10 protein-coding genes are annotated in these 12,599 nt (G+C 41.6%); 6 read left to right on the top strand and 4 right to left on the bottom strand.

Annotated features, from left to right (window positions below; translation table 11 throughout):
• The first annotated feature begins 147 nt into the window (after positions 1–147).
• Positions 148–1,584: a proline--tRNA ligase gene (gene proS / locus H605_RS0109425; protein ID WP_029053987.1), complete on the top strand. Its 1,437-nt coding sequence runs from the start codon at positions 148–150 to the stop codon at positions 1,582–1,584.
• Positions 1,585–1,969: 385 nt separating this feature from the next.
• Here proS and H605_RS0109420 read toward each other — a convergent pair whose 3' ends face one another.
• Positions 1,970–4,162, bottom strand: a complete 2,193-nt coding sequence (locus H605_RS0109420; protein WP_029053986.1) for a DNA topoisomerase III — start codon at positions 4,160–4,162, stop codon at positions 1,970–1,972.
• A 296-nt stretch (positions 4,163–4,458) separates the two neighbouring features.
• Between H605_RS0109420 and H605_RS0109415 the strand changes: the two genes are divergently transcribed.
• Positions 4,459–4,896, top strand: coding sequence for a GatB/YqeY domain-containing protein (locus tag H605_RS0109415; RefSeq protein ID WP_029053985.1), 438 nt, complete (start codon positions 4,459–4,461; stop codon positions 4,894–4,896).
• Between the two features lie 51 nt (positions 4,897–4,947).
• Here H605_RS0109415 and H605_RS0109410 read toward each other — a convergent pair whose 3' ends face one another.
• Positions 4,948–5,550, bottom strand: coding sequence for a hypothetical protein (locus H605_RS0109410; protein ID WP_029053984.1), 603 nt, complete (start codon positions 5,548–5,550; stop codon positions 4,948–4,950).
• A 402-nt stretch (positions 5,551–5,952) separates the two neighbouring features.
• On the opposite strand from H605_RS0109410, the gene H605_RS0109405 reads away from it, so the two are divergent.
• Positions 5,953–7,194, top strand: a complete 1,242-nt coding sequence (locus tag H605_RS0109405) for an acyl-CoA dehydrogenase family protein (protein ID WP_369823709.1) — start codon at positions 5,953–5,955, stop codon at positions 7,192–7,194.
• Positions 7,195–7,461: 267 nt separating this feature from the next.
• Here the strand turns inward: H605_RS0109405 and H605_RS0109400 are convergent, their stop codons facing one another.
• Together H605_RS0109400 and H605_RS0109395 are read right to left on the bottom strand one after the other, a co-directional pair.
• Positions 7,462–8,979 carry an ABC transporter permease/substrate-binding protein gene (locus tag H605_RS0109400; protein ID WP_029053982.1) on the bottom strand — a complete coding sequence of 506 codons (1,518 nt, stop codon included), beginning with the start codon at positions 8,977–8,979 and terminating at the stop codon, positions 7,462–7,464.
• Positions 8,972–9,922: an ABC transporter ATP-binding protein gene (locus tag H605_RS0109395; protein ID WP_029053981.1), complete on the bottom strand. Its 951-nt coding sequence runs from the start codon at positions 9,920–9,922 to the stop codon at positions 8,972–8,974. The genes H605_RS0109400 and H605_RS0109395 overlap by 8 nt, the downstream gene beginning before the upstream one ends.
• A 169-nt stretch (positions 9,923–10,091) precedes the next feature.
• On the opposite strand from H605_RS0109395, the gene H605_RS0109390 reads away from it, so the two are divergent.
• From H605_RS0109390 to H605_RS0109380, 3 genes are all read left to right on the top strand, one after another.
• Positions 10,092–11,123, top strand: a complete 1,032-nt coding sequence (locus H605_RS0109390; RefSeq protein WP_029053980.1) for an ABC transporter permease — start codon at positions 10,092–10,094, stop codon at positions 11,121–11,123.
• Position 11,124: 1 nt separating this feature from the next.
• Complete coding sequence (locus tag H605_RS0109385; protein ID WP_029053979.1) at positions 11,125–11,802, top strand: ABC transporter ATP-binding protein; 678 nt, start codon at positions 11,125–11,127, stop codon at positions 11,800–11,802.
• Between the two features lie 158 nt (positions 11,803–11,960).
• The gene (locus H605_RS0109380) at positions 11,961–12,590 is read left to right on the top strand and encodes an alpha/beta hydrolase (protein WP_029053978.1); all 630 of its coding nucleotides are present in this window, start codon (positions 11,961–11,963) and stop codon (positions 12,588–12,590) included.
• Positions 12,591–12,599 lie beyond the last annotated feature (9 nt).

Here is a 12,599-nt window from a genome sequence, read left to right as displayed (position 1 = left end):
CTCTTAATTGAGGGCAGTTTTTTTATGGAGTTTATGGAGACAGACAGGCATAGTGACGACATTCAATTGTAGGAATGCTTGATTTGTTATATGATTAGCAGTATGGAATAACAAGAGTGCGGTTTTTACTAAGGAGGAAATGAAGTAATGAGCAATCAGCAAAATGATTTTACGAAGTGGTATATCGATACGATTCAGAAAGCAGATTTGATGGATTATACACCAGTACGTGGATGTATCGCTTTTAAACCAGACGGCTATGAAATCTGGGAGCATATTCAGGATGAAATGAATCGTCGTTTTAAAGAAACAGGTCACCGTAATGCCTATTTCCCAATGCTAATTCCAGAGTCATTTTTCGAAAAAGAAAAAGATCATATCGAAGGATTCTCTCCAGAATTGCCATGGGTGACAGAAGCGGCGGGCGAGAAATTGGAAGAACGTTTGGCGCTGCGTCCGACGTCTGAAACGATGATTGGTCATTTGTATTCTGACTGGATCAAGAGCTATCGTGATCTTCCAGTACTAATCAACCAGTGGGCAAACGTATTCCGCTGGGAGAAAAAGACGCTACCATTCATTCGTACATCAGAATTTTTATGGCAAGAAGGACATACTGCACACGTAGATGAAGAAGAAGCGCGTCATGAAACGATGCAAATGTTAGAAATCTACAAAGAAGTTGTAGAAGAATTACTGGCAATTCCTGTATATGACGGTCAGAAAACACCTTCTGAGCGCTTTGCGGGCGCAGTTGATACATTCTCGATTGAAGCGATGATGAAAGATGGTAAAGCGGTACAAGCTGGAACTTCACATTATCTTGGAACAAAGTTTGCGGAAGCATTCGATATTAAATATTTAACAAAAGAAAATAAGCACCAGTTCGTGCATACAACATCATGGGGAACGTCAACACGCTTGATCGGTTCCGTTATTATGGTACATGGCGACGAGCAAGGTCTTGTATTGCCTCCGCGCGTTGCACCGACACAAGTCGTGCTAATCCCAGTTGGACCTTGGAAGAAGAATCCAGCGATTATGGAAAAGCTAGACGAGATCTACGCTGAATTAAAATCTAAAGGCATTCGTGTCCGTTTGGATGATTCGGATCAGTCTCCAGGCTTCAAGTTTAACGAGTACGAATTAAAAGGTGTTCCGGTACGTCTAGAGCTTGGACCACGTGATCTTGACAACAATCAAGCATTGATGAAAGCGCGTGACGGCGGTGAGAAAGTAGCAGTTGATCTGACTGAAGCTGTGGCTAGCATTGAGCAAGAACTACAGACGATGCAGAAGCGTTTACTTGAGAATGCTCGTACGTTCCGTGACGAAAACTCTCATACGAATATCGATACGTTAGACGAGTTGAAGAAGCATATTGAAGATAGTGCGACGAACGAAGTAACTCCAGGCTGGATCCTTGCAGGCTGGTGTGGCGATGACGCGTGCGAAGAACATGTCAAAGATGAAACGAAATTTACAACACGTAATATTCCATTCAACCCACCGGCAGAGAAATCCGCTTGTATTAACTGTGGAAATGAATCGAAGCATACAGTTTGGTTTGCAAGAGCTTACTAATAGAGCAATAAAAAGCTGTCCCACGAAGTTTTGTGGGACAGCTTTTTTAGTGATTTTAAGTGCAAATACTGTAGAGAGTGAAGTGGTGTGGATTGAAGCTCCAGCTGGCGAACGCTTTCCTATGGGCCCGCGGTGAGCCATCGGGATTCGCCGCCAGCTTCCGCTTCAATCTAACTTTCATAGTGATTAGATTTAAAACACTCATTGGCAATAGTATGTGAAGTAGAACTGCCCTTGAACTTAGTTAAATTCAAGGGCAGTTCTACATCTAATTTAATTATAGAACTCTTTACAAGTATAACTTTAATGAGCAACAATAAGTATGACCACTGACACTGAAGGAATTGGCGCTACACAACAGAAATGTTGTTTAATCCTTTTTGAATTAGTCGTCCAACTTCAAACCTTTCAACGCATCCGCAAATGGATTGTTGATCGGCTCATCATCAGTATTCTTCTTCAAATACTTCTGTACATCACGCTTGTTGACCTTACCTTTTGAATTTTTCTCGCGACGAGCCTTAAATGTAGAAAGCTTTTCGCGATAACCACACTTACACGTAAAGATCTGTCCTTCACCTTCACCGCGCAGCTCCATCTTCTTCTTACACTGCGGACAACGAGCGTTCGTGACGCGAGAAACGTTTTTACGGTGACCACACTCGCGGTCCTGACAAACAAGCATCTTGCCATGCTTGCCGTTTACTTCAAGCATCGGCTTCCCGCAGTCTGGACATGTTTTTGTTGAAATATTATCATGCTTAAACTTTGCTTCACTCGCTTTAATCTCTGAAACAATTTCTTTCGTATAGCCTTTCATTTCATTAATGAACGCTTCTTTTTTTAACTGCCCTTTGGCAATCTTCTCTAATTTTAGTTCCCACTCAGCTGTTAGCAAAGGAGATTTCAATTCGTCCGGTACTAGCTCGAGCAACTGTTTTCCTTTGTTCGTGACGTGGATGTCTTTCCCACGTTTTTCGATTAAGAAGGAGTTGAATAGCTTGTCGATGATATCAGCACGTGTTGCCACTGTCCCTAGTCCGCCTGTTGATTTCAATGTGTCTGCGAGTTTTTTATCCTGTAATCCCATATACTTCGTTGGGTTTTCCATGGCGGATAATAGTGTGGCTTCATTGAAACGTGCAGGGGGCTTCGTTTGACCAGATGTCTCTTTGATGAGCTTGATGTCGAGCTGATCACCTGCTACTAGCTTAGGTAATAATTGTTCTTTCGTATCCTGTTCAGTTTCTTCTTCGTCGAATTGGTTGTCATACACTTCTTTCCAACCAGCAGCCAAAATCGTTTTTCCGCGTGCTGTGAACCGTTCGTCTGCTATTTTTGCATGAACTGTTAATTGTTCGTATTCATGTGCTGGGAACAGAACAGCTAAGAATCGCTTGACGACCAAATCATAGATTTTTCGCTCGCGATCAGACAATTTATCAAGAAATACGATTTCTTCTGTCGGAATGATTGCGTGGTGATCAGATACTTTGCTATCGTCAACGAATGATTTACTCGTTTTAATTGGTTTCTTCAATATTTTATTCGCAAGGGAACGATATTCGCCTATACCGACTGTTTTCAAGCGCTCGGGAAGTGTTGCGACGAGATCATTTGAAAGGAAACGAGAGTCGGTGCGTGGATAGGTTAGTATTTTATGTTGTTCATATAATTTTTGCATAATGTTGAGTGTATCTTTTGCTGAGTAGCCAAACATTTTATTGGCGTCACGTTGTAATTCAGTCAAATCGTATAGACCTGGTGAGAAGGATTTTTTCGCTTTCTTCTCAACATTTTCAATTATAGCTTGTTTCCCATCGACTTTTTTGACGATAGCAGACAGTTTGTCGCGGTCAAATGAACGTGTATCGCCTGTTTTTGCATCCTGCCAAGTCAGTTTTAATTTCGAATCAGACTGCGCTTCGACTCCGTAAAATGTTTTAGGCCGGAAAGTATTAATCTCTTCTTCGCGCTGTGCAATAATTGCAACGACAGGCGTCTGCACACGTCCGCAGTTAAGTTGTGCGTTAAACTTGGTTGTCAGTGCACGCGTGGCATTAAGACCGATATACCAATCGGCTTCAGAACGTGCGACTGCTGCCTCAAATAAATTTTCATATGCTTTACCTGGCTTTAACTGGGCGAAACCATCTTTAATTGCTTTGTCCGTGACAGATGAAATCCACAGACGTTTGATTGGCTTATTTACCTTCGCTTTTTCAATAATCCACCGAGCAACTAATTCTCCTTCACGTCCAGCATCTGTACCAATAATAATATCTGAAACGTCCGTGCGAAGCAGTTGCGCTTTTACAGCATTGTATTGTTTGCTCGTTTGTTTGATGACCGTTAGTTTTAAATCCTTAGGCATCATCGGCAAATCATCTAGTTTCCATGTCTTGAATTTCGTATCGTAATTCTCTGGATCAGCGAGCGTTACTAGGTGTCCGAGTGCCCACGTCACAATATATTTATCGCCTTCTAAATAGCCGTTACCTTTTTTATTGCAGTTCAGCACACGGGCAATATCCCGCGCTACGGAAGGTTTCTCCGCCAGTACTACACTTTTTTTCATACAATGAACTCCTTTTTATATACATGTCGAAAAACTCCTCCAACAGATAAGGGTTCTGTCCTTATACTATATGAAGGAGTTACTTACTAAAAAGTGTAAACCAGACCGGAAGTTTCGTCAATTAAGGCGGATGTATACGTTTTGTGAGTTCATTAATAGAGGTTTAGGAGTTGCAAAGAGGAAAGTAAAGTTTAACTCTAAAAAGGGGGCGGTATTTCAGACGGAGTAAGAATACAAGACTGAATGTATGATTTTTTTGTATACTATACGTAACACTATAGAAACGAGGGATTTCCATGTCAGAATTACAAGATCGTTTAATGGCCGATATAAGAACTGCGATGAAGGAAAAAGACACAATGAAGAAAGGTGTCATTAATTTATTGCGTGCAGGTCTACAAAATGAATCGATTGAATTAAAGCGCGAACTGACGAAAGAAGAAGAAATCAAAATCGTTCAGCGTGAGCTAAAGCAAACAAAACAATCACTCGATGAAGGGATAAAAGCTAATCGAGAAGACATTGTGGAAGCAGAAAAAGCGAAGATTGCAATTGTCGAATCCTATTTGCCAAAACAGATGAATGTGGAAGAAGTGAAAGAATTGATTGCTTCATTAGGCATTTCAAAAGATGCCTCAATGGGTCAGACAATTGGCGTTGTAATGAAGGAAGTCGCTGGTCGTGCCGAAGGGAAGACTGTTTCGCAGGCAGTTAAAGAGTATTTGCAGAATTGAGTTACGGATATAGAACTGGCTGACAAGTAGTATGCTTGTCGGCCAGTTCTTTTATTTTTCAAATGAAGCCCGTAACACGTAGACCACGTCATATTCTTTTAATTCGTCCAAGTAGCCTTCTTTTTGTTCATAGAAATCGGAAGATAATGTACTTGTCGGCGAACCATCTGCTGTAGATGTGTAAATGATACCTGCCAACAACATGTTATCCGAAAGAAGTAAACCTTCTTGTGGATTGGTATTAAATAGAGTCGCCATGTCTTTCAGTGTTTTCAGCTCTTCTTGATTACTAACACTTGCAGCGCCCTTATCGTCACTTACACTTGCAGAGAATAATAGTTCTTCTTCGAGAGTTTGTGTGACTGTCAAAACGATGCTACCCTTCGTTGACTCTCCAGGCATTGGAGTGGATAGCTCACTAATTGGTTCTGCAACCTTCTTGCCTTTTTCATACTTTTCTACCCATAGAGTTACCTTTTTATAGTTTTGATCGGCTGTATAATCAAAAACAAATGCAGTATTGGCAGCTGTTTCAAGTATTTGTTTTTCACGATCTGAAAGTTCAGGTATCGTCAATTTATTCGTATCTGTTGCCGCACATGCAGTGAGAAATAATAGGCAGCTTAAAATCGTGATACTCATCCATTTTTTCATCGCATACGCCTCCTTCTCTTTACATTTTATTATAGCATTTTATAGTACTACCTGAAATAATCGAGTGCTTTATAAATTTCAATTGAAATGTGTCTAATTTTATTGAATAAATAATACTTAAATAAAAAATGATAATTGGTAGGGTAGATATGAGGAAATTGAAATGACTGTTAACGCTGATGCTTCATAGTGTTTACAACGTTTTATATATACAAGTCTTGAGTGAGAGTTAATAGTTTTTGTGATGAATTGAATGGATTTATTAGATATTTTATTTTTACTTAAAATGAAAATAATAGTTATTAAATGGATTAATCTTTACTATTTCATAAAACATGATATTGTTGATAGAGAACAGCCTGCTTGCTAGCTAGTGAAAAGGTAGGTAAATGATAAAATGGAGTGGTAATTTTGGTAAAAAGTGCTATGATGGAAAAACAAAAACAACAAGAAGGAATTATGCAAATTCCCGAATGGTGGACTTGTCCAGAAGGGCATGAAGAATTACAAAAAGCTGCACATGCGTTAGGCAAGAAAGAACTGCTGCCACGTGCACTTATTTCTGATCAACAGAGAAGTTACCCGCGTGAAAGTTTACGTGAAGTTGCGAAGTCTGGTTATTCAGCTGTTACCATCCCGGTTGAAGCGGGTGGTCTGAAAGACGGATTCACAGCATTCGCAGTACTTTCCGAAAGCTTTGCACATTATTGCCCGTCTACGACGATGTGCTGGGTTATGCATATGACAACAGCGCATACGATTTATGAAGCGGGAACAGAAGAACAGCGTCAACGTTTATTGCCACGCTTGCGTGATGGACAAATCGGTGGCCTAGCATTTAGTGAACGAGCGACAGGAGGCCACTTCTGGAATATCGGTAGTAAAGCAATACGAAATGCTAATGGTTATTTGCTGGACGCAGAAAAGTCATTTGTCACAAGTGGTGGAGAAGCAGACTTTTATTTAGTTGCAACGACGTCTCCCGAAACTGATGACCCTGATAATTTGATGTTCTTATTGGTCGAAAATGATCAGCGAGGTGTCGAAGCATTCCCATTCGATGCAATGGGACTACGTGGAAACGCAAGTGGTCCGATGAACTTTAAAAATGTACAAGTGGCTCTTGAAAACCGTATCGGTAGCGAAGGCGGTATGGGCTATTTCAACGACAACACGATCGATCCTCTATTCTTACTAGGTTCAGCAGCTTGCTGGGTCGGTATTGCACAAGGTGCTCTAAATATGGCAACAGATGGTGCTAAACGGAGAGTACACGCAGATACGGGATCATCCGTTACAGATTACCAAGTCATTCGTCATGAGTTGGCGAAGGCGCAGATCAAAGTAGATAGCGCACGTAGTATGTTGTATCGTACAGCAGAAGCGTTGGATCGTTGCACTAAAGAAGGCAAGGAATTGTCGGAGTGTTTGTATCCATTGTGGCAGCTGAAGACGCATGCAGCGGATATGGTGATTGACGTTACGAATTCGGCGTTGCAAGTTTCTGGTGGTCGTGGTTATATGACAGGTCAGGTAGAGAAGTTCGTACGCGACGGGCGTGCTGGTGCTATTATGGGACCAACAAACGAAGTGTTGCGTGAGTGGATCGGCCGTACAATGATCGAAGTTCCTTGGATGGATTAATTAAATCAAATTAAAGCAGTCACCGGCAGGGTATATCTGTCGGTGACTGTTTTTTGTCTTATATTGATAGCGCGTAGTGAGCGGGAGAGCGCTGTACAGTTTCGCTCATTAATTCGTATAAGCGATCATAGTGTTTGGTTAACCGCTCTAAGACAGTGTCTAAGTGCTCTATTAACACGTATAACCGCTCTATCTCGCTCCGTAGGCGATCATACTGGTCGTATAACCGCTCAATGCGTACACTGGTCAGTCACGCCACCCGGACTACTACTCCAACAAACCTTGTTCTTTCAAAAATGCCTTTGCAACTTCCTTCGCTTTGGCACCTTCCGCGTTTACTTGATAATTCATTTCACGCATCTCATCATCTGTCACAATACCAGCAAGGCTATTTAACGCATCCTCAAGCTCTGGATACTTCGCAAGCGTCTCTTTACGAAGCAATGGCGCACCTTGATATGGAGGGAACAGTTCTTTGTCGTCTTCGAGAACTGTCAATTCATATTCGCGTAGTTCGCTATCTGTCGAATAGGCATCCATTAAGTTGATCTCACCTGCTTCTATTGCCTGATAGCGTAGCTTCGGCTCCATCGTTTGGATGGAAGGGAACGTGATACCGTAAAGGTTTTGAATGCCTAGGTAACCATCTTCGCGATCATTAAATTCGAGAGTGAAACCTGCTTTTACAGCCTTTTCGACCGCGGCCAGATCAGATATCGTTTTCAGTCCGTACTCTTTTTGGAATGCTTTGGAGACAGCGAGTGTGTACGTATTGTTGAAGGACATAGGTGTCAGGAACGTCATATCAAATTGTTCGTCTAGTCCTTTTCGCGCTTGCTCATACACTTCATCGCGGTCGTTGCTGACAGCTTCATCCTTCAGGAACTCGGCTATAGCGGTACCCGTAAACTCAGGATACAAATCAATACTTCCTGATCTCAGTGCATTGAAGACGAATGATGTTTTACCGAGCCCCGGTTTTAATTCGACGGAGAGATCGGTTTGGTCTTCGATTAATAATTTATACATATTTATGAGAATTTCAGGTTCTGCGCCAAGCTTGGCTCCGATGACTATTTCATTTTTGGAGTTACCTCCTATAAATGGTGCTGCAATCATCAAGACGGCCGCAATAATGAAAATGGTAAATGCAGTAATGGCTTTTCTGAATGAAAGACCTTCGAATATTTTTAACAGGAAATCGAAGAAAAGTGCGAGTAACGCTGCAGGTATAGCGCCTAGTACGATTAATGATGGATTATTACGATCAATTCCAAGTAATATCAAATCACCTAGACCACCCGCGCCAATCAAAGCAGCTAATGTTGCGGTTCCGACGATCAGTACCATCGATGTGCGGATACCTGCCATGATGATCGGCATGGCAAGTGGTAGTTCAACTTTCATTAGCCGCTTTCGTGTATTCATTCCCATCGCAGTGGCGGCTTCTCGAAGTGAAGGATCGACTTCTTTAATGCCTGTGTATGTATTGCGCAAAATAGGCAGCAATGCATAGACTACTAGCGCAATAATAGCGGGTATTTTCCCGATACCGAATAGGGGAATTAATAGACCGAGTAGTGCGAGAGAAGGAATCGTCTGCAGTACGGCGCTGATCCCGATGACAGATTCCGCTATTTTTTGCCGATTTGTCAAATAGATGCCTAGTGGAACCGCAATTAGCACTGCAATTATTAAGGAGATTAATGAAATCTGAATATGTTCAATTAGTGCTTCCAGTAATTGACCGCGTCTGTTTTGAAATACATCCAGAAAATTATTCATTAGACGTACCTCCTTTCAGTGACTGCTCCGCTAGAAAATGAAGAATTCCTTTTCGGGTAACCATTCCAATGACTTGACCGTCTTGTTTAATCGCCACTTGATCTTCAGAAGCTAAGAACTGCAAGAGCGGCCCCCATTCAGAATCAATAGGGATCGCAAAAGATAGCGACAAATCTGCCGGAATCTCTTCTATATGATCCGCAATGGAAAATGTGCGTGCTGCAGCTGATGCTGTAAATTCGCGCACGAACGGCGAAGCGGGTTTAGTCAGAATCTCTTGCGGTGTTGCAATTTGTTCAATCTTGCCCTCATTCATAATGCAAACACGATCGCCTAGTTTAAATGCTTCCTGTAAATCATGTGTGACGAATACAATAGTTTTTTGGATTCTATTTTGTAAATCTAGCAGATCCTCCTGCAACTTTAGACGACTGATTGGGTCCAGTGCGCTAAATGGTTCGTCCATCAATAGAATATCTGGGTCTGCAGCCAGTGCGCGCACGACGCCGACCCGCTGTTGCTGGCCGCCTGACAATTCATGCGGTTTACGCTTTCGGTATACGTCGGGATCTAACCCGGCCATTTCAAGTAGTTCCGTTACGCGTGCGCGGATGTCTTTCTTCTTCAAACCGACCAGTTCAGGAACAACTGCTATATTTTCCTCGATCGTCATATGCGGAAACAACGCGATTTGCTGCAATACATAACCGATTTGCCAACGGAGCTCATGGATCGGATAATCACTGATCCGCTTGCCATCGAGCCAAATCGTTCCTTTTGTCAGTGGAATCAGTCGATTAATCATCTTAAGCGTTGTGGTCTTCCCACAACCACTTGGTCCGACTAACACAAGAAACTCTCCTCGCTTAATTTCTAAACTCACCGAATCCACGGCTAAGCGAGACATATCATAACTCTTTGATACTTCTTCAAAACGAATCATCAAAAACCCTCCTTCATTATTACAATTTTCACATAGTGATAGAAAAATAGGAAGTCATATCTCTTTTTAAAAGTAATGAAAAGAAGTGCGTTTTAATACGCTGTTCATTCTCCGTTCATCTTAACAAGATAGGATAGGAGTATAAAGTAAACACACGGAGGCAAACGATATGAAAATCGCATGGAAAGAAATGAAGAAAAACAAAACTAGATTCCTGATTCTTGGGTCCATTATATTTCTCGTCAGCTTCTTGACATTTATTATTTCAGGACTGGCAAATGGATTATCACAGGATAATGCAGCGCTTATTAAAAAATTACCACAAGGGCAATTTTATTTAGATAAAGATGCAGACAAGACCTATAATCTTTCAAAAATAGATGAAGGAGTTCAGCAGCAAATCTTTATAGACAATCCTGAAGCAACTGCATTCTCGGTTCAGATGGGATTCGTCAATGACGCAGAAGATAAACAGCACAGTCTGGCATTCGTTACTTCTACCGATTCAGAGCTATTCGAAAACGTTAAAGAAGGTGAAATCGTTCTGGATCGTTCTTTACAAGAAGACGGAATTCAAGTGGGGGACGTCTTAACGAATAATCAATTCAGTGGAGAATTCGTCGTTAAAGGATTTGTTGACCAACAAAAGTACAGTCACGCACCCGTTGCTTTCATTGCCATGACGAACTATCAAGAAATGTATCGAGTGATGGAGATGCAGACGATTTTCATCCCAGGTAAAGATGCGCCGACACTAAGCGCATTAGATTCTTTTTCAAATAAAGAGTTCTTGCATGCCATTCCGAGTTACAGTGCAGAGCAGATGTCATTGAATATGATCGTCTGGTTCTTAGTCATTATTAGCGGTATGTTGTTTGCTATTTTCTTCTATATGATGAACGTTCAGAAAATCGGGTTGTACGGCATATTGAAAGCGATCGGCATGAAGACGATTTCGTTATTCAAGATGATTTGGTACCAGATGCTAGTCATTACCGCTATTTCACTCGTGTTGTCCATTGCACTTAGCCAAGCATTTAGTTTTGTTGCACCTGAAGGCATGCCATTCCACTTAACAATGGATACCGTATGGATGCTATCAGCGGTGTTTATGGTGGTTGGTTTTATCGGTGCTACCATTTCAGGATTCCAAGTGAAAAATATTGAACCGCTTCAAGCGATTCAACAAGGAGAGATGTAATATGTCTGCCTTTATTATTGATGAAGTGAAGAAAACGTTCTCTAATGGGGAAATTGAAGAGGAGATATTAAAAGGTGTGAATTTATCTTTAAAAGAAGGAGAAATTACTGCGCTAATCGGTCCTTCGGGGTCTGGTAAATCGACGGTTCTAACCATCGCAGCGGGATTGCAAAAAGCATCTACCGGTGAAATTATGTTTGAAGGGAAAGACATGACGAAGATGAGTCAAGAAGAAGTTCGCCATATTCGGGCGACAGACTTTGGATTTGTTTTTCAATCTTCTCACTTAGTTCCTTTTTTAACGGTGGCAGAGCAATTGCAGTTGATGCTTGATGTATCAGAAACGAAAACGAGCAAAAAGGAACAGGTTAAAGCAATAGATGAGATGTTGAAGTTAGTTGAAATGGAGCACCGCAAAGAGGCGTATCCTTCTTCTTTATCAGGAGGAGAGCGTCAACGCGTGGCAATTGCTCGTGCAATCATCCATCGTCCAAAGATCTTGTTTGCGGATGAACCGACTGCTAGTCTTGATACGAACCGCTCAAAAGGTGTGATGGAGTTATTGCAGGAATTAACACGTACCTTAAATTTGACGACATTGATGGTGACGCATGACGAAGAGATGCTACCGTATGTTGACCGGGTTATTACGATGCGGGATGGTTATATAGTTGAGTAAACAGTTAATCAAATCAAAGATAGCACAATTTACTGGAACGAAGTATTTGCGAAGCCAGAGAAGAAATAAGCTGTTCAACACGTCTGTCACATAAAGTGGCAGGCGCTTTTTTCTATGGTAAACTAGTGGCATAAAGAAGAGAAAAGGGGAGAATGATTATGAAATCACCATTTACATTTACACATACAATGCCAGCCAATACAGAAGAAAAACGACCTGCATTATTTTTACTTCATGGAATGGGGAGTCATGAAGGAGATCTACCACAACTAGTACAAGAATTTAAAGAAACCCATCATATTTTCAGCTTGAGAGGTCCTGTCGTTCACGAGCCAGGCTATGCATTTTTCACAATTGAAGAGGAAGGAAAGCCGGTTCGTCAAGTGTTCGATAAAGTGCTCGTCTACATCCAATCATTTATTCGTGAAGCCATTCAGGAGTATGATTTAGATCCTGAACGTTTGACAGTCGTAGGTTTTAGTCAGGGAGCCGTACTTGCACAAGCTCTGGGGGTAACATTGATACCTTCACTCCATGGTGTCGTGGCACTTAGCGGGTACGTACCTGATTTCGTCAAGAGTGAATATGCAATACAGTCCGTGGAAAATCAACACGTATTCATTTCCCATGGGGACTACGATTATGTGATTCCATCCCAATCTGGAGTGGAAAGCAAGGAGTATTTCGAATCGCTCGGCGCAGATGTTACGTTCAAGACATATAATGATGGACATGGTGTAACGCCAGACAATCAACAGGACTTGGTGACGTTTATTCGTTCGCTATAAGGAGTTGGT

The organism is Sporosarcina ureae DSM 2281, from assembly GCF_000425545.1.
Taxonomy (GTDB): Bacteria; Bacillota; Bacilli; order Bacillales_A; family Planococcaceae; genus Sporosarcina; species Sporosarcina ureae.
This window is presented reverse-complemented; position numbering and strand designations above follow the sequence as displayed.

Bases quoted from the DNA above. Each gene is read 5' to 3' on its own strand.
- proS (WP_029053987.1), top strand. From the start codon at position 148: ATGAGCAATCAGCAAAATGATTTTACGAAGTGGTATATCGATACGATT.
- H605_RS0109420 (WP_029053986.1), bottom strand. From the start codon at position 4,162: ATGAAAAAAAGTGTAGTACTGGCGGAGAAACCTTCCGTAGCGCGGGAT.
- H605_RS0109415 (WP_029053985.1), top strand. From the start codon at position 4,459: ATGTCAGAATTACAAGATCGTTTAATGGCCGATATAAGAACTGCGATG.
- H605_RS0109410 (WP_029053984.1), bottom strand. From the start codon at position 5,550: ATGAAAAAATGGATGAGTATCACGATTTTAAGCTGCCTATTATTTCTC.
- H605_RS0109400 (WP_029053982.1), bottom strand. From the start codon at position 8,979: ATGAATAATTTTCTGGATGTATTTCAAAACAGACGCGGTCAATTACTG.
- H605_RS0109395 (WP_029053981.1), bottom strand. From the start codon at position 9,922: ATGATTCGTTTTGAAGAAGTATCAAAGAGTTATGATATGTCTCGCTTA.
- H605_RS0109390 (WP_029053980.1), top strand. From the start codon at position 10,092: ATGAAAATCGCATGGAAAGAAATGAAGAAAAACAAAACTAGATTCCTG.
- H605_RS0109385 (WP_029053979.1), top strand. From the start codon at position 11,125: ATGTCTGCCTTTATTATTGATGAAGTGAAGAAAACGTTCTCTAATGGG.
- H605_RS0109380 (WP_029053978.1), top strand. From the start codon at position 11,961: ATGAAATCACCATTTACATTTACACATACAATGCCAGCCAATACAGAA.